Source organism: Methanomicrobiales archaeon HGW-Methanomicrobiales-1, assembly GCA_002839675.1.
Lineage (GTDB): Archaea > Halobacteriota > Methanomicrobia > Methanomicrobiales > Methanospirillaceae > Methanoregula.
This window is the reverse complement of record PGYM01000003.1, coordinates 241,113-259,662: the sequence shown is the minus strand read 5'-3', so window position 1 is coordinate 259,662 and position 18,550 is coordinate 241,113. Positions and strand designations below refer to the sequence as shown.

General features: G+C 50.2%; 14 protein-coding genes and 2 tRNA genes. 7 read left to right on the top strand and 9 right to left on the bottom strand.

Features of this window, described 5'->3' with window-relative positions:
- Positions 1–55: 55 nt before the first annotated feature.
- The 5 genes from CVV30_10720 to CVV30_10700 form a co-directional block, all read right to left on the bottom strand.
- Positions 56–820 carry a hypothetical protein gene (locus CVV30_10720; GenBank protein PKL68378.1) on the bottom strand — a complete coding sequence of 255 codons (765 nt, stop codon included), beginning with the start codon at positions 818–820 and terminating at the stop codon, positions 56–58.
- Positions 821–1,022: 202 nt separating this feature from the next.
- Positions 1,023–2,204, bottom strand: coding sequence for a formaldehyde-activating enzyme (gene fae / locus CVV30_10715; protein PKL68377.1), 1,182 nt, complete (start codon positions 2,202–2,204; stop codon positions 1,023–1,025).
- A 246-nt stretch (positions 2,205–2,450) separates the two neighbouring features.
- Positions 2,451–4,034, bottom strand: a complete 1,584-nt coding sequence (locus tag CVV30_10710) for a hypothetical protein (GenBank protein PKL68376.1) — start codon at positions 4,032–4,034, stop codon at positions 2,451–2,453.
- 411 nt (positions 4,035–4,445) lie between these two features.
- A complete protein-coding gene (locus CVV30_10705) occupies positions 4,446–5,006 on the bottom strand; it encodes an NADPH-flavin oxidoreductase (protein PKL68537.1) in 561 nt (186 codons plus the stop codon).
- Between the two features lie 253 nt (positions 5,007–5,259).
- Positions 5,260–5,592: a hypothetical protein gene (locus tag CVV30_10700; protein PKL68375.1), complete on the bottom strand. Its 333-nt coding sequence runs from the start codon at positions 5,590–5,592 to the stop codon at positions 5,260–5,262.
- Positions 5,593–6,202: 610 nt separating this feature from the next.
- Between CVV30_10700 and CVV30_10695 the strand changes: the two genes are divergently transcribed.
- Positions 6,203–6,601, top strand: coding sequence for a 4-carboxymuconolactone decarboxylase (locus tag CVV30_10695; protein PKL68536.1), 399 nt, complete (start codon positions 6,203–6,205; stop codon positions 6,599–6,601).
- Positions 6,602–6,667: 66 nt separating this feature from the next.
- Here the strand turns inward: CVV30_10695 and CVV30_10690 are convergent, their stop codons facing one another.
- Together CVV30_10690 and CVV30_10685 are read right to left on the bottom strand one after the other, a co-directional pair.
- The gene (locus CVV30_10690; protein PKL68374.1) at positions 6,668–7,459 is read right to left on the bottom strand and encodes an oxidoreductase; all 792 of its coding nucleotides are present in this window, start codon (positions 7,457–7,459) and stop codon (positions 6,668–6,670) included.
- Positions 7,460–7,662: 203 nt separating this feature from the next.
- Positions 7,663–7,830 (bottom strand) — tRNA-Trp (locus CVV30_10685).
- Positions 7,831–8,112: 282 nt separating this feature from the next.
- Between CVV30_10685 and CVV30_10680 the strand changes: the two genes are divergently transcribed.
- Both CVV30_10680 and CVV30_10675 read left to right on the top strand, forming a co-directional pair.
- Positions 8,113–9,813, top strand: a complete 1,701-nt coding sequence (locus tag CVV30_10680; GenBank protein ID PKL68535.1) for an AMP-binding protein — start codon at positions 8,113–8,115, stop codon at positions 9,811–9,813.
- 166 nt (positions 9,814–9,979) lie between these two features.
- The gene (locus tag CVV30_10675; protein PKL68373.1) at positions 9,980–10,948 is read left to right on the top strand and encodes an ion transporter; all 969 of its coding nucleotides are present in this window, start codon (positions 9,980–9,982) and stop codon (positions 10,946–10,948) included.
- A gap of 375 nt (positions 10,949–11,323) precedes the next feature.
- On the opposite strand, the gene CVV30_10670 is transcribed toward CVV30_10675, so the two are convergent.
- Together CVV30_10670 and CVV30_10665 are read right to left on the bottom strand one after the other, a co-directional pair.
- Positions 11,324–12,634 (bottom strand): S-adenosylhomocysteine deaminase, encoded by a 1,311-nt coding sequence (locus tag CVV30_10670; protein ID PKL68372.1) that lies wholly within the window; start codon positions 12,632–12,634, stop codon positions 11,324–11,326.
- A gap of 17 nt (positions 12,635–12,651) precedes the next feature.
- Complete coding sequence (locus CVV30_10665) at positions 12,652–13,323, bottom strand: 5'-methylthioadenosine phosphorylase (GenBank protein PKL68371.1); 672 nt, start codon at positions 13,321–13,323, stop codon at positions 12,652–12,654.
- 166 nt (positions 13,324–13,489) lie between these two features.
- Between CVV30_10665 and CVV30_10660 the strand changes: the two genes are divergently transcribed.
- From CVV30_10660 to CVV30_10645, 4 genes are all read left to right on the top strand, one after another.
- Positions 13,490–14,620 (top strand): nicotinate phosphoribosyltransferase, encoded by a 1,131-nt coding sequence (locus CVV30_10660; GenBank protein PKL68370.1) that lies wholly within the window; start codon positions 13,490–13,492, stop codon positions 14,618–14,620.
- Between the two features lie 77 nt (positions 14,621–14,697).
- A tRNA-Ala gene (locus CVV30_10655) sits at positions 14,698–14,769 on the top strand.
- 252 nt (positions 14,770–15,021) lie between these two features.
- Positions 15,022–16,011 carry a chemotaxis protein CheW gene (locus CVV30_10650; GenBank protein PKL68369.1) on the top strand — a complete coding sequence of 330 codons (990 nt, stop codon included), beginning with the start codon at positions 15,022–15,024 and terminating at the stop codon, positions 16,009–16,011.
- Positions 16,012–16,160: 149 nt separating this feature from the next.
- Positions 16,161–18,545, top strand: coding sequence for a methyl-accepting chemotaxis protein (locus CVV30_10645; GenBank protein ID PKL68368.1), 2,385 nt, complete (start codon positions 16,161–16,163; stop codon positions 18,543–18,545).
- Positions 18,546–18,550: the final 5 nt, after the last annotated feature.

Genomic DNA, 18,550 nt, shown 5'->3' with positions numbered 1-18,550 from the left:
GTGCAAAAAATGTCAGGGGTCACATGAAGAACTGAATCGCAAAAGAGAGGAATAATCAGAGTTTTTTTTCTCTGATTTTCATGGTAAGCACCAGAAGCTTCCCCCGTTCGTCCAGGAGGGGCTGCACCAGAATACTGATTTTCCGGCGCTTGCCGGATTTTGTAACAATGGCAGTATTAGTATCGTGTATAACCACCGCACCATGCTTTGCAACATCATTGATTGGATCTTTTAGTTCTTCACCGGTCAGGTCGTCGATGAGCATGAGGACATCTCTCCAGTAACTCATCAGGATTTCTGGTCCCGGAAGATCGATAAACCAGGCAGCATAATGATTGAAAAAAATGATCCTGCCTTTTGGATCCATGACAATGATGACTTCATTTACTTCTACGACCTTGTTCGGTTCTCCCAAAAGATAACTGCCAAGAGATTTTTTCCTGATACTATGGTTGTAGATGGCAAGATCTACATTGGATTTCAGCTCAAGATCCATAAACGGCTTAAAGAGAATCCCATACGGTTCTGAGTACAGGGCATTATCAAGGAGATTTTCATCTTCCTTACCGGCAATAAAAATAACGGGGAACTGGAAAATCTTGAAAATATATCGTGCAGTCGCTATGCCATCCAGATGTCCGGTTAACCGGATATCCATGATCACGAGATCCGGGTTCAGTTCCGCGGATTTTAAAAGCGCTTCTTCGCCGGTGGAAAATTTTCCAATAATATTATAGCCCTTTTTTTGCAGCATCAGGGTGATGAGATGCGTGATAACACTGTCATCATCAACAATAAGAATCCGGGGAGACGACGCCATAATGAACGTATTTACCTTATATCAAGGTCATAAGCTGTAAAAACGTAAAAAGGGTTTGCCTTGCGTTACGGATGATGAAAGTTTACTGCTATTGATTATCAGTCGGGCAGGCAGCGCCAATAAAGCAAAGTAAAACATTACCAACTCAATGGCCATTGACAACGGTGTCAGAGAATTTTGAAAATTAAAAAAAAATAGTATTTCAGAAATCCGTCATAATACGGAACTGGTCAATCTCTTCGCGGTCGAGTTGTTCAAGGAACTCATCTGCCGCATGACCGATGTCTTTGCTTGCGGTAATAGCACGGCCGACTACGAGAATATCTGCACCAGCCTTGAGGGCATCCTTGACAACATTGACCCGAACGCCACCGGCGGTAGCCACAAGGAGCTTGCCGCCTGCTGCCTTCTTGATCGCCTGGATGTCCCCCCATGCATGAGCGGTCTCTTCGGTGTCAATCGCACGGTGGAGTTCCACGATATCAGGCTTGACTTTCAGGCTCGCAATAACCTTGGCCGGGTTCTGCACATTGAGCATGTCCACAATCGAGTAGATGCCAACCTTGCGGGCTTCGGAAATCGCCTTTTCCATCGTTGATGCGGGCGCAAGACCCGAGACAACAACCGCGTCGGCAGTTGCATCAGCGGCCATGCGGGCTTCAAGATTCCCGGTGTCGAGGATTTTCATATCCGCGATGATGAACGCATTGGGGCGGAGTTTGCGAATCTCGGAAATGACACCGAGGCCAAACTTCTTGATAAGCGGGGTACCTGCCTCGATTATGAGGTGGTCGTTCTCAGGAAGCTCCTTTAACACTTGTGCTACCTTGCCCATATCCACAAGGTCCATTGCGACCTGCAGGTACGGAGCATCCCAGAGGCGCTGTACTTTGAATCCCATGACTGCATGGGCTGCGCGATCCTTCTCGAACACAAGGGTCTTTGCATCGGGGAACGCCGCAAGCGCACGGTTGAGCGCAAGCTTTGTTGCACCGTAATTATACCGGTAAAGCCGGTTGTAGTCCTTGGCATCCGGGTGGACAAAAACGGATGCGAGAATCGCTACCTTCTCGAGGTCAATACCATTAAAAAGGCCTTCTTCAACACAGTCTGCAACAGCCTTTGCAACCGCGGCCTGTACAGGACCGAACATCTCGTTTACCTGCGCCATATCCTTCAGGGTTACCTTCGGGATGACAAGCGTAACAGGTTTTGTGAGCAGGTTCGGGCGGACGACTGCGAGCAGCGGGGTGTGCCCGGCTGAAAGCTGTGAGATCGCGTTTGCAAACGCCGTACCGATCGGGCCTTCCTTATCGCCCATCAGCAGATCGATGTGCGCGAGTTCCGCGCCATCGCCAACAAGTGCTTCTCCGACTAAATACATTGGAACTCTCCTTAATCCTGATAGTATGTGACGCTGAGTGATGATAAATATATCAAATCATGAGCTTAAGGCAAAGTCCGGATAAAAGAGCTATTTGCAGAGAGAGTATCTGCAAGCACATCAGAAAATACTGGTTTTGGATTCGCCAGACAACTTGAACAGGATATTGCCTGTTATAATTCCGGTGTGCCTTATTTAAAAAAAATTCAGTAAGGACTAAAAAACAGTTTCATCCTCGCAGTAAACTTATTTTTTCGGGTAGGTGATCGCGTTGATCGTACCGGTTATCCGGACGGGTTTGTTGTCAGGATCCCGTTCAAGCACTTTTCCCCGGATAGCCACCCACTTCCAGTCTCCATCTTTACGGAGCAGACGGAATTCCGATTCGAACAGGGGTTCTTTTCCTGACAGGTGCTTGAAATATGCAAAGAGAAGACGGGGAAGATCGAGAGGATGAACAAAGCTTTTACATGCGTTTGCTGTTAGGGGAGGAAGATCGCCCGGCTGGTATCCCAGCGTGTGGTAGGCCCATTGATGGATGTTATGCACTTTATCGGTTCGCAAATCCACATCCCAGATCCCGATATCTCCTGCTTTTATGGCAAGATACAGTTTTTCCCGGCTCTCATAGAGTTCCTGCGCCTGTTTCTTCCGCTCCGTAAGGTCGATAATCACGCCCCGTACACCGGCAGGTTTGCCGGTATCGGGATCAACAATCTTCGCTCCATAGATCAGCGCAGGGAAGGTGCTCTTGTCCTTCCTTGTAAGGAGATACTCATGACCAGAACTTGGTCTACCACCTACAGAATTTTTCAGGTCAGCCATCGCCCGCTCCCGGTCTTGGGGTGCGATGTGATCAAGGATAGAGATCTCTTTCTCGAAGTCATCCCGGGAAATGCCGAACCAGTCAAAAGCCACACAGTTGCAGAAGGTGAGGACATAATCCAGGTCCATCTCGTAGATCACGACCGGGAAAATGTCGGCAAAACCCTGGATCATCTCCTGCGAAATATTGAGGTCCCGCTTTACGGCATAGTGATCAGAGATATCCCGGAACGATTCGATGGCGCCGGTGACCGTCCCGTGGGTATCATACAGGGGGCTTGCGGTACTCCACAGGTTTGCCCCGGCACCCTCTTTGAAATGGGGGATAAAGATCTCGGAACTTATCCGGTCACCGGACCGCTTGAAATACTGGTACCGCGAGTCAGAAGAGGGGCTCATTTCAAGAACCATGTCTGCAAGGAGAGGGCATTTCTTATTATGAAATGGCAGGGCATACTCGTGATCGCATTTCCCAAGCATCTCATCACTGCTGACGCCGGTCATTCTCTCCATGGCAAGATTCCAGGCAATAACCCGCCCGCTGATATCCCGGACAAAGGTTGCATCCGGTAAAAAATTGATGATATCATTCATCTGCTGCCGGGAACGTTCCAGTTCATCGTTGACCCTGCGCCGTTCAATGGCCCGCTTGATCTTGTACTGGAGCTCGGCGATCATGCTTTGCATGTCCTGCCCTTTCTGGATATAATAGTCTACGCCATTGTCTACGGCTTCGATGACCACCTCCTCCCGGCCTTTTCCCGTGAAGAGGAGGAAGGGCAGGTTGCCATGCTGTGAACGGACTTGTTTCAAAAAAGCGATCCCATCCATGTGGGGCATATCGTAATCCGAGACGACTGCATCGTAGCACTGTCCCGGGATTTTTCTCAGGGCTTTTTGTGCAGAATTAACCGTATCAACAGAGAAATCCCCGGTCTTTTCAAGATAGATCTTGTTGAGTCCAAGAAGTGCTTCTTCATCGTCAACATAAAGAACGGAATACATAAGAACCCGGATTTCTCCTCAATTTCAGCCGATTATTGAATAGAGACTGTGATTTGGTTCAGATTTCCTGACATCTCCGTATATAGTGGTGGGAAATCCCCCTTATAACTCCTTTGGTTTAATTTTGGGAAAAAATAGTATCCGGGGTTATAATAATCCAGAAAATAGTTAAATTTCTTTTATTATAAAAATTAAAAATATAAAAGTTTATATGATCGTTTACGACAATAAACAAATCTGATCCCTTGCGGAGATCTTGAGATCAGCGGGAGGAGATACAATTGCGGGTAGCACCGGATCGTGGTTCCCAAAAGACACCGCCAGGGGAATAAACCGTCCATTTCCGGTAAAATTCACAGAAAATTTCGGATACGTAAAAGGGGGGACAGGGATTTCCTGACCACAGTCACCCTACTTCTTCTGGTATTTCCTGCCTGCGGAGAATGCCTTATCAACGGTCTTCCCGATCTGCCAGTAGGTTGCCTGTGCGTACACAATCGGGTCAAACTTGGCAACATCCGGTTTTCCATCAGTGACACATGCCTTGTCAGCATGGATTTCAATGACCTCGCCAATGTACAGCAGGTGACTCCCGCAGTCAACAGACTTAAAGAGCCGGCATTCGATATTGACCGGGCACTCCGCAGCAAGGGGAGCAGTCTTCAGCTTGCCGTAAAAGGATGTGAATACCTTTGATTTGTCTTCCTGTGCACCGGAGACGAGCCCGCAGTGATCAGTCTCGACTGCGTGTTTTGCAGAGGGTATGTTCAGGCTGAACGTCTGGTTCTCCTCGATTCCCTTTACGGTGTACCGGGCTTTATTGATTGCAACGCAGACCATGGGTGGCGCCATACACGCAACGGTAGACCACGCAGCGGTCATGTAGTTTGCTTTTCCGTTCACGTTTGCCCCAACGAGCAGGGTGGGCATGACACTCATGTACGGCATCGAGCCGAGGGTAATTTTTTCCATGTTGGTTTTCTCCGGGATGATGTTTGTAAGGGAGGACATTAAGAGTTTCTTTGCATGGCATTCAAGTGATGGGCTTTAAGACGAACCCGAGGATTGTCCAGGCAACTATTCATCGGGATATGGAACATGAATCATCCATCAATCATTGATATAACGATAGAGAGGATGAATTTTTTTAAAACGGGACGATTCACCGGTCTTGATAGTCCCTGTGACCAAAAAAAGGGGGATTGGTTTTTTTTAGCCCAGCAAATTAATCGAGTTTCTTTTTGATTTCCCGTATGGTCTGGAGCATCTCATCGGATAACGGGGTCACCCGGTACCCGAGATCATTTTCGATCTGCCAGAACCCGCTCTTTTCATCGATATGGCCTAGGATATAGCAGAAGAGGATGTAGAAGGGGACCGCCAGTGCGATAACCATTGTGATTGTCAGACCGAAGTGGATGAGGAAGAAGTCCTCGAACAGTTTGGCGTTGGCAGTGATGATACCGAAATTTAAGAGGATCTGGGTCCATGAAGTCCCTCTTGTGTACCGCTGCTTGAAGAGGGCCAGTGTGTAGAGGATGCCGGATTTTTCTTTCATACATTCCGGTTATCCATACAACCATATCAGGTAATTCAATCAGGCAATAGTTATTCGCTGCTCCCGTTGGCAGATCAAAAAAAATATCATCGCCGTACGTTCTCATTCCCGTTGGGAGATACCCATTTTACCGCTTCTGTTTTTTTCTAGTTAGCCGGCCCGACAGGATACGCTTTATTCCACATTATATCCGTGCAGGGGGGGTCATGCGGGTACAAAAGCCCAGCCACGACCCTGCCCGGCACAAAGAATATGGGCACTCATTTCCGGCATATTCACCTCATAGAGTCTGGTTAAATTAATTCCCCGGAGCAGCATGACGCCCATGCAGCAATTATCTTTTGTACCCATGCGACCCCCTCCCGGCATCATCAGGATCCTGGCAGATTTTGGCAGAATTCACACCGGAGAATTACACGTGCGCAGGTAAAATGGGAGAAGGGGGGTCGCGTGGGTACATTTGAAATGTCCGGCGGTTTCCGGACCCATCCGGGTCTGTTGCATGGATATCGGTAAGAAAAAACGATCCCAATGGAACGTGAGAAAGATTACCAGCAACATCCGGTGATGAAAAATATATCACATCCCCTGCTCAATGCAAAACCTGAAGATGACAATCATGACAGAGATAAACCCGTACGAGATCTTCCAGAAGGAATGCCCCGAACTTGCCGAACGGTTCAACAACTTAGTCGAGGTGCAACGTTCGTTAAAAGGCCTTGACCCAAAAACAAAACAACTGATCAATATTGCAATCCAGACCTCGACAAAGAACTCACGGGGCGTGAAATTCCATGCAATTATGGCATATCAGGCCGGTGCGACAAAAGACGAGATTATCGGGGCCGTTGTCATGAACCTGCACCTGACCGGGCTTGTCATCGTGCTTGAATGCCTGCCAGCTGCGCTTGAAGGAGTCGAAGAGGCAACGAAAATGAAAAGCAAAATCCCAATGTCACGCTCAGCGGCGAAGAAGCCAAAGCCCGCAAAGAAACCCGTAAAACGGTAACGTGCGGAAAAATCATCATCCCTTTTACTATTGCCAAAGGACCGGGAATAAGCCCGTTGATGCGGGTCAGACAAGCAGCTTGCCGGAAAATATGTGAACTGCATGCCCCCAGAGAATGACCCGATCGCCATTCAGAGTAACCCTCACCGTCCCGCCCCGCACTGAGCACTGAAACCCGTCAAGCTCGGATTTTTTGAGTTTCTCTCCCCAGTATGGCCCAAGACAGCAGTGGGCTGAACCGGTGACCGGATCTTCCGGGACACCGACAGAAGGGGCAAAGAACCGGGAGACAAAATCAAAATGCGGGAGATCGGAGGCTGCGGTTACGATGAACCCCCGCGTTGGAATTGCCGCGAGTGCAACCATATCGGGTTCAAGGGTGCAGAGTTCGGCTGCTGACGGAAGCTCGGCAAGGATATCGAACCGGTTCCGCCCCACAAAGGTAGGGGAGACCCCCAGTGCCTGCTCAAGCCCGGGGACCGATGCTGAAGATGTGACTGGCTCGGCTGGAAAATCAATGGTAATCCAGTCCCCGTCTTTTTTGGCGGTGAGTGTTCCTGACAGGGTCTCAAACGCGATCGCTGATCCCGGACTCTCGCGACCGGTTGTCCAGAGGGTAAAGGCTGCCGCGATTGTTGCATGTCCGCAGAGATCCACCTCACGTTCCGGAGTAAACCACCGCAGGTTCCAGTTGCCCGGGCCGGGATGCAGGAACGCAGTCTCGGAATGTTTCATCTCACTGGCAACCTGCTGCATCCAGACCGGGTCGGCCGGCCCATCCAGGATGCAGACCGCCGCTGTGTTTCCGCGGAACGGGGTACCGGTAAAGGCATCTACCAGATGCAGCTCAGGACTCATGATAGTGAGATGGCATTCCGGATGCTTATAGCTGATCGGGTACCGGGAACAGATGATTTGATTCTTAAAAAAACTTCAGAAGAACAACCCGTTCCGGCGTTCCTGACTCGTACAAAGTACATAAGTGAATTAGCGGGAACGAAAACCGTACGGTTAATTATCGTGATCCGCAAACGAACGGTAGAAGAAGGAATAAGAAAATGTGGGGTTGGTGAGATTTGAACTCACGATCGACGGGTCTCTCCGACATGCATCAGTGCTCCAACGGGTCATCATCTTTTCATCAGTAGACCCATTGTTCATCATCTGCGAGCACAAAGAACGCAAAGACCGCTGGAGCCCGTCGCCATTCCGAGCTAGGCCACAACCCCATGCTGCCTGCGTACAGGATTTTCCTGCCGCTGACTCAATAAATTCGCAGTACACAAACTTAAGAGTTTGGTTATCTGCGTTCTCTAGCACGAATCGCATCGTAAACAAGATCAAAGTACTGCATGCGTGACGGCCCAGCGAAAATGCAGGAAAGTAAAAGAGAGATTAATCCATAAGTACCGGTAAGGGATTTATATAGTGCACCACTCTTTTATCAAATTGCACCACAGCCCGCATAAAATCAGTATCAATATATGTCATTCCTGACCCATATTTTATCAATGGTTGAGGGGAGTTATGCAAGCGGGACATCGACCGTTCCTTTACTGGGAATGACAATCGGTGAAATGGTAGACAGCATTGCGGCAAAATATCCGGACACGGAAGCGGTGGTATCTGCCCACCAGGATATCCGCTGGACGTACCGCGAGTTTATCGCGCAGGTAAACCAGGTAGCCCGCAGCCTCATGGGTCTTGGGGTGGAAAAAGGCGCCCGTGTCGGTATCTGGGCAATGAATTACGCAGAATGGGTAGTTGTACAGTTTGCCACGGCAAAGATCGGGGCGATCATGGTCAACATCAACCCGGCGTACCGCACCTACGAACTCGAATACGTGCTCAAGCAGGCCGAGATACAGACACTCATCATCCAGGGCCGGTTCAAGACTTCCGATTACGTAGGAATGTTCTACGAGGCATGCCCCGAAGCATTCGAATCCAAACCCGGCAAGATATCCAGTGAAAAATTCCCGTTCTTAAAAAATGCCGTATTCCTTGGGGATATTCCCTATAACGGCATGTACACGTGGGATGATCTCCTCAAGAAAGCCGATGAGATCACGATGGATGAACTCATTGAGCGGGGCGAAGTGCTCACGTTCGATGATGCGATCAACATCCAGTACACGAGCGGGACTACCGGGTTTCCCAAGGGCGTTGTCCTCACCCACCACGGCATCCTCAATAATGGCTATATTATCGGCGAAGGCATGGGCTTTACGGAAAAAGACCGGCTCTGCATTCCCGTCCCTTTCTACCACTGTTTCGGCATGGTACTTTCGAACCTTGCCTGCGTCACCCACGGTTCAACGATGGTGCTGCCAGCCCCTTCATTCGATGCTGAAGAAGTCTTAAAAACGATTGAAAAGGAGCACTGCACTGCCGTCCACGGTGTTCCCACGATGTTCATCGCAGAGCTCACCCACCCGAACTTTGCAAAATATGATCTGCGGACACTCCGCACCGGTATCATGGCCGGTTCTCCCTGCCCCATCGAGGTCATGAAACAGGTCAATACGCTGATGCACATGAGCGAGATTGTCATCGTCTACGGGCAGACCGAGACCAGTCCCGGGGTTACCATGACGACAACAAAGGATCCGGTTGACCGTCGGGTATCCACGATCGGGCGTTCATTCCCCCACACCGAACTCAAAATCATTGATTCCAAGACAGGAAAGATCGTCCCGCTTGGTGAGATTGGGGAGATCTGCGCCCGGGGCTACTGTGTCATGAAGTGTTACTACAACAATCCCTCGGCCACGCATGCCACCCTTGACAAGGACCACTGGAACCATACCGGTGACCTCGGCACCATGGACGAGGAAGGTTACTTCAGGATTGTCGGGCGGTTAAAAGACATGGTCATCCGCGGTGGTGAAAATATCTACCCACGGGAGATCGAAGAGTTCCTGCACCACAATGAGAAGATTGCGGATGTTTACATTGTCGGGGTACCGGATGTCAAGTATGGCGAAGAACTCTGTGCATGGGTGAAGATGAAACCCGGCCTCACCATGACTGAACAGGAGGTAAAGGATTTCTGCAAAGGAAAGATCGCCCATTACAAGATTCCCCGGTATGTGATGTTTGTGAACGATTTCCCCATGGGAGTCACCGGCAAGATCCAGAAATTCCGGATGCGCGAAGAATCCGTACGGGTACTGGGCTTACAGGAAGCAGATAAAATCGAGACCGCGTGATACGGTCCGATATTTTTTATTTATCGTCAAGGCCTGACAGAACAGATGAATCTCATTCATCTCGAACTCTTTAAATACCATCCACCCGGATTTCGTCATATAACAATACAAGAATCGGGATTAACCGTATGATCCTGCAAAAATATCCATCCACAAAGGAGCAATGATGACAGAAAATCCGGCACAGGATACACAGGAAATTTGCAAAGACCCATCCTGCTATGACAGGGTTAAAACCCGTGTCAATTTAATCCTCAACACCTATCCAAACGAGGACCGGGCAGCACGGAGAGTAAAGTATTTCCTCGCCATATTTATCCTGGCTAACACTATCGCGGTGGTTCTCTCCACAATATCGGATCTTCCACTATCGATCCACAACCTGATTTTTGCAATTATTTCAATCAGTCTTACGATTTTTACAATAGAGTATGTCCTGCGGCTCTGGTCATGTACTGACAGCCCCACATTTCTGGGCAGGGTAAAGGATCGCCTGCATTATGCAACAGGGATCTACATGATAATCGATTTCATATCGATCATTCCCATCATCTTTCCTTTCGTATTCCCTCAGGATTATGCCCTGCTCCACATATTCCGGCTCCTTTCGATCTTCAAGCTGGTGCGCTACACCCGCCACAATGATGCACTGCAACTCCTGAGCCGTGTCATTTTCAAGAAAAGGGAGATCATCTCAATCCTTGTAATTTTTCTGGTATTTGAGATCCTGTTCTCCTCGACGATCATGTATCTTGTCGAGAACGCTGCCCAGCCGGATAAGTTTTCCAGTATCCCGGCAGCTATGTGGTGGGCAGCAATGACCATGACTACCGTCGGGTATGGTGACATCTACCCCATTACACCATTAGGCCAGACCATCACCAGCATGGTGACTATCGGGGGAGTCTTGCTTCTTGCCCTCCCTTCAGCAATCCTTGCTTCAGGTTTTATGGAGGAGCGGCAGAAAGAGCAGAAATCCCATGAACCTCTTGAAACTGAAACGGGGATTTTACTGCTGGAGCGCTTAGGAACCTTAAAAGAGCGCGGGTTGATTACCGAAGAAGAATTTAATGATTTTAAGGCCCTTATCCTGCCACGGTTACGTGATCCTGAAGAAGGGGAAATTAAAAAATAAATTGATTCTTTACAGAATACCAAACCATGCGACATACGAGATCGCAATCATCACAACAAAAATGATAATGAGGATCTTGTACACGCAATGGTGGCAGATGCCACCTACGGATGCCTTGTGATCGGGATCATGGGATGATGAGCAAAGACGACATGTGTGTCCGGCATGATCGTGGCGCTCAAATTCTTGGTGATGTGTCATATCTTCCACATTGATCGTGCGAGGGAAAAAACATACCGAAATAAATTACCGGGGTTGAGATCCTGCCATACCCCATCCGGCATGACTGACTACACCATGAGAAAAGGATTTATTAAAAAAACTTAGGGTACTAACCGCACAGTACCCGATTTTTTCAGAGGGATTTAACCGGTTTTATTCGGATTGTGAACGGCTGACAAGTTCATGGGCGGCCTGGGCAGCCCCGGCAAGGATCTTGTCTTCGCCCGGGATCTCCCGGTTCAGCATCAGGATCCTGCCATCGCAGATGGTTGTCTCAACCGCTGAACCATTGCACGAGTACACCAGATTGGAGGGGACATTATGCAACGGTGTGTTACATGCGGTGCGTGCGGACACGAGCACGATATCTGCAGGAGAGCCCACCGATAACGTTCCCGTGCCAAAGCCCAGTGCCCGGGCACCGTTGGTCGTTGCCATCGCAAGCGCTGCTGGTGCCGGAAGAACAGTCGGATCGTTCCAGAAGAATTTCTGGAGCAGGGCCGCAGTCTTCATCTCCTCGAACATATCGAGGTTATTGTTGCTTGCACAGCCATCGGTACCGAGACAGACATTTGCTCCTGCATCCATGAGCTGGCGGGTTGGCATGGCCCGGTGGGTAGCAAGTTTCATGTTGCTCGCCGGATTATGGGAAGCCGCAACTCCCTGTTTCCCGAGCAGGGCGCACTCGGCATCATCGAGCCAGCAGCAGTGAGCGGCAATGGTTTTTGGCGTGAGCATGCCGCAGTCGTCCAGTAGTGCCGCCGGGCGTTTGCCGTGCTGGGCAACACAATCAGTAACTTCCTTTTCTGTTTCGGACAAGTGGATGTGGATACCGATATTCTGCTCTCCGGCAAACTCTGCACACCACTTCAGGCCTTCAGGAGATACGGTGTAGATCGCATGGGGTCCGACAGCAGCCTTGATTCGCGGATTGTTCATCGAACGGATCTGTGCAGCAAGCTTTTCGGTGGCCTTACATTCGGCCTCCCGTTTTTCTGCATTGAAGAGGTCGATAAAACCGTAACAGAGAACCGCACGGATGCCGGCCTCGTCTACCGCACGAGCAGCCTCATCCATCATGAAGTACATGTCGTTGAATGCAGTAGTACCGCTCTTTATCATCTCTAGACAGGCCAGCTTCGTTCCCCAGTACACATCATTGCCGGTCAGGTGGGCTTCGAGAGGCCAGATCTTCTGGCTGAGCCAGTCCTGCAGGATCATATCGTCGGCATAACCACGGAGCAGCGACATGGCCGCGTGGGTGTGGGTGTTGGCAAGACCGGGTAGGGCAATGGCACCATCACCGTCAATCACCAGATCTGCTTCATTTTTGTACTGCCCCCGTACTCCTTCACCGGCAGCAGCGATGATGCCTACGTCGTTCACAAAAATATCTGCCTGTTTTCCATCGATCATCACATTTGCGATAAGAATCGATTGCCGTCGGTTGAAAATATCGTCCATGGTATTATCCTGCCTTATCAGGTCATATGCGTAATTATCGTTTTTACCAGTTCTCCGGTACGGTGCCGGTATGACCGCGAGATCTCAAGAATCTCATCAAAAGTCAGCACACCATCCGCAAGCCCGTTTGCATAATTATCTACCGTGCATAGCGCGGTAAAATCCATGCCCAGTTCGCAGGCAAGGGTAGCCTCAGAAGCAAGAGTCATTCCAACGAGATCCGCTACCCGCGACAGGGCAAGTATCTCGGCAACGGTCTCAAAACGGGGACCTTTTGTCTGCACGTAAACCCCGCCATACCGGGCTTCGGGAATATGAGAACCGAGCTTTTTTGACAGGCCCTTATCCATTACAGGGAGCACATGTTCGATCGCATGGTCGTGGATAGAAGGGATATCGGTCATACTTACGTAATCGGTCGGGATCACGAGTGAACCGGGCGTGATCTCGCGGTTTAAGGATCCCGTGGATCCAAATGCAACAATCCGGTCCACGCCTTCGATAGCGAGCGCAGCCATGTTTGCCCGGTAATTGATCCGGTGAGGCGGGAGGCCCTGCTGGTGGCGCATCAGCATCACGATATCCCCGCAGAGAAGTTCGGCATTGCCAAACGGCGTGTTTACCCGGCGCTTCTGGAGCTTCGGCAGCTCAGAGAACAGGAGGCTCGTGCCCCCGATAATGCCGAGCATCAGTGCCACACCCGGGCCAGATTCGAACGATTATCCGCAAACATATTTGATACAAACTGCATGACTACCTGCGCTGAAGAATGATTGTCGCGGGAGACACTAATATTTAGCGAATTATCAGGAGCATTACGCAAGCGTAAATTCCTTCAACGTACTATCATCTGGTATGGGTATGTTCGATACGGTCAGCGATGAGATGATCCACCGCGGGGAATGCACGGACATCTATTTCGAGCGCACGGAAGAGACGCTAAAGGCAGAAGGGATCAACCCTGAAGTGGTAATGGAAGTGACGGCATCCGCACTTCCCGACTCATGGTCGGTCTTCTGCGGACTTTCCGATGTGCTCGCGCTGCTCGAAGGAGTGCCGGTCACGGTTGATGCACTACCCGAAGGTACCATCTTTTATAAAAATGAGCCCGTGCTGCGCATTTCCGGCAAATATCGTGACTTCTGCCGTTTCGAGACCGCAATCCTCGGTTTTCTCTGCCATGCTTCCGGCATTGCAACTGCTGCTGCCCATGTCAAGCTCGCAGCCCATGACCGGCAGATCTATTCTTTTGGTTCACGCCGGCAGCACCCATCGATTGCACGTATGATCGAGCGGGCGGCCTGGATCGGCGGGGTTGACGGAGTTTCCAATACCTGTGCGCCGGAGGGGATGCCGGTTGTCGGTACCATGCCGCATGCATTTGTGATGTGTTACGACAAGCCCGAAACTGCATGGCGATCGTTTGACAAACACGCACCGAAAGAAGTACCGCGAATCATGCTTTCCGATACGTACTGTGATGAAAAATCTGAATCCCTGCGGGCTGCGAAATGTGGCGCAACCGCAGTCAGGCTTGACACCCCCCGCTCGCGCAGGGGCAACATGCGTTCGATCATCGAAGAAGTTCGCTGGGAACTGGATACTCATGGCTATGGATCTGTCAAAATATTCTTATCCGGAGGAGTCACCCGTGAAGAGGTGATCGCGTACCGCGATATTGTAGATGCATTCGGTATCGGGGGCACAATCGCAAATGCCCCCGTGATTGACTTTGCGCTGGATATCGTAGAGATTGAAGGAGTGGCAAAGGCAAAGCGCGGTAAGCGGAGCGGGGTGAAACAGGTGTACGGGCTGGCATCGGGAAAACACACGGTACTGCCCGTGGGAGAAAAAATGCCGGAGGGAGCAATTCCGCTGATGGAGCAGCATATAAAAAACGGCACAATAGCAAAAAAGGTGGAAATGGAAAATGCGCGGACCCGGGTGCTTTCCTGGCTCAAATCCGTTGCCGCACCAGAGACTTAAATTTTTTTCAAAACCTTGTATTATCCCCGCCATTTAAGCCAATTCTTTTAACCTATGGCATCCTACTGGATAGGAGCGGGCTGGTAGATCAGTGGTAGATCGCTCCCTTGGCATGGGAGAGGCCGCGGGTTCAATTCCCGCCCAGTCCATTCGTTTTTAACCCAGTGCCAGAATGGCTTTGGTGTCTTTTTATAAGGTTAGTCACACATTCAGATGTAAATTGGATTTATATTTGCAGCCGGTTTACAATCGCCGGGTATCACCGGATAATATGCAAATGAAAACAAACCTTTTTTCACCAAGGAGCAAGTGTCGTATCTTCAACAGATTGTTTTCCGGGAGTAATTCCTCTACACTTTTATCGCATCAGCACCAATGAGGGATTATTAAGGTGAAGCGGTATGACGACCCTGTTGCAGTTTTCGGTGGAAGGCATATCCTGTGCAATCAAGGTGGGAAAGACCGTTTTTGTCGAGCGGATGGTCCAGGTGACTCCCGCCTCCGCAACAGAATTCGGGATTGCCGGTAGGATCAATCTTCATGGCCGGATAGTCCCCGTTTACCAGGTCCGGACGCTCCTTGGGTTTCCTGAACGCAATCCCCGCCTTTCAGACGTCATTATTGTCACAAAGGCCGGTCCCGATTGTGTTGCTCTCTGGGTCGATGAGACATCCGGGATCACTCAGGATACCAGTCTCACTCTGGAAGATGCATCCACTCTTGCAGATGAGCCTGCGGTGCCAGGTGTGACTATCACTGCCGAGGGGCTTGTCATAATCAGTGACCTGTCGGATTTTCTCATGAATGCAAATCCGGAACAGATCCACACCGAACTTCATACAAGGAAGGGTATCCCTCGCGAGGATACGGGAGAGGATCCGGGAAGGATAACTGCGATCCTCGCGGAACGGGCACAAAAACTCTCGCAACCAGCCGTACGTTCCCGGGGTATTGTCCGCATCGAGATACTGAAATTCCGGCTTGCCTACCAGGAATATGCAGTTGCAATGAAATATGTCCGCGAAGTAGTCCTTACCGGAGGGATCACGCCGGTTCCCGGCACACCGGATTACATATCCGGTATCTGCGCAATACGCGGTGAGATCATATCGCTCGTAGACCTCCGGGCGCTTTTCTCTATCAGCGGCAAAGGCCTCACGGACTTGAACCGGGTCATTGTTCTCACGGACGGAACAATGACTTTTGGCATTCTTGCCGACTATATCACCGGTATTGCCACAATCCCGGCCAGTCTGCCGGAGGTACCAACACCGGTTCCCCCCGCAGGTGCTGCTCCCTACCTGTTAGGAGTTGTTGAAGGAATCATGGTACTGGATGGCGCGGCTCTTCTGGCGGATTCACGTATGCTGATAGATGAAACCGCTGCATGATACAGCCCCATATGCGCACTACCTGCCTTGTTCCTCATAACCGAGACCAAATAAACGTGCCAGCAAATAATATCAGTAATTTTAAACAATAAGCGATCAGTGTATTCATTACCAGAAAATGATCAGGAGCTGGAAGGGTGCGGGATAATATGCAATTTTTTTCAAACATGAAAGTCGGGACCAAGATTCTCGTTATCTGTCTTTTCTTGGCAATCATCCCGACACTGTTACTCGGACTGGTCGCTTATACCAGTTCCAGTAGCGTTATCAGTGAACAGACCCAGGCGTTGTTAGAGACTCAGGTCGGGGACATGAAAGGGTGGACCAATGATGTCTACAAACTCACTCGCAACAAGGTCAACAGTGACCTCAACGTAGCAAAACAGAATTTCTATGGCAAGGGCACACCGGAAGTCATTAACAACGAAATGACCCTTATTGACAAGAGTGGCAATCGCTATGTGGTCAACGATAATTTCGAGATTGTCGACCAGGTGCAGGCAATGGTTGGCGGGGCTGCAACCGTTTTTCAGGTGTACAATGACAGTTACGCGGTTCGCGTTTCGACCAATGTTCAGGACGCAAACGGGAAGCGGGCAGTCGGAACACGCCTGACTGACGATGTCTACAAAGTGACCGTAAACGACCGCGTGACGTACTATGGAAGACGTGATCTTTTTGGGAAAAACTACGTCACAGCCTATGAGCCAATTGAAGATCCCAGCGGAAAGATAATTGGCGTTCTTTTTGTTGGAACAGAAGAAGGACAGACCCTCGATGTGGTCAAAAAAAGTATACGGGAGACAACCGTAGGCAAGAACGGTTATATGTACGTCATCGACAGCGCGGGAAATGTGCTTGTCCATCCAAGCTCCCAAGGGCAGAACTGGGCAGATAAGGATTACATCCAGCAGATGTTCATGAACAAGGAAGGTGCAGTTCCCCATGTCGTTGACGGTACAAATGTCCTTGATGCCTACACGTATTATGAACCACTTGACTGGTATATCGTATCACGCGCAGAACTCTCAGATTTCACCGGCCCCATCGATACCATACGAAATACCATCTTTGCCCTGATGATTGCATCGATGGCCATTGGTGCAGCCATTGCAATTCTCTTTGGCCGCTCAATATCCGGACCCCTGCAGTCAGTGGTAGTTATGATCAAGGAACTCAGGAACGGCCACCTTTCTGCACGCCTCAATATCAAAAGGCAGGATGAAATTGGGATCATGGCCGCAACCATGGACGAGTTTGCCGATGATCTGCAGACAAACGTTGTGGGAAATATCAAAAAAATTGCCAAAGGGGATTATATATCAGCGTTCGCAGAGCCGGTCGATGAACGCGACGAGATCCGTCCTGCCCTGCAGATGATGGTGGAGTCTTTGGATCACCTGCATAAGGAAACAATCAAACTCACGGATGCAGCCCGGGCCGGGGACCTATCGGTTCGCGGGAATGAGAACGCCTTCCGGGGCGGGTACAAGATGATCATCGCCGGGTTCAACAAGACCCTCGAAACGATCACCGAGCCCGTGAACGAGGCCATGCGGCTTGCCCGGTTCTATGCATCCGGTGATTTTACCGCCCGTTTTGACGAGAAGATTCCGGTTGCCGGCGAGTTTGTCGCATACCGGGATGCACTCAACACGATCGGTATCGAACTCCAGCGCTTAATGAAGCTGATCAATGAGGAACTCTACGAAGGTGTATCGGTTCTTTCATCAGCATCGAGCGAGATCCTGACCGTCACTACCCAGCTTGCGACTGCCAGTTCCCAGACTGCAAGCACCGTCAATGACACCTCAGATACCGTAGAAAGTGTCCGCAAAAAGACCGACATAGTGATACTCAAGTCAAAATCCGTATCGGAAAAAGCAATGAAAGCCATTGCTGTCTCAGGTGAAGGCCAGAAATCCGTGCAGGAAATTCTCGACGGGATGAATCATATCCAGCGGCAGATGGACACCATCGGCATGAGTGTCGTCAAGCTCTCGGAGCAGAGCCAGGCCATAGGAGAGATCATTGCAACGGTGACCGATATTTCAGAACAATCCAACCTGCTTGCCGTCAACGCGTCTATAGAAGCAGCAAAAGCCGGTGATTTCGGCAAAGGTTTTGCAGTCGTTGCCCATGAGATTCACAACCTTGCCGAACAATCAAAACAGGCAACGGCAAACATCCGCACTATCCTGACGGATATCCAGCGGGGTGTCTCTTCAACCGTGGTATCAACCGAGCAGGGGACCCGGTCTGTGGCAGATGCAGTCCGGCTGACTTCCGATGCACGGGAAGCAATCGAGGTCCTTACCCGGTCGATTGCTGACTCCTCCAGAGAAGCTATTGAAATCACCACTTCCATCCAGGAACAGGCTGCCGGTGTGGACCAGATCTCGCTTGCCATGGAAAAGATCCGCGATGCTGCACAGAAAAACCTTGAAATTACCCGGAAAGTGGAAAAAACAGCAGAAGACCTGCATGAACTTGGCGTGCGCTTAAAGAAACTCACTGTCCAGTACCATGTCTGAAATGC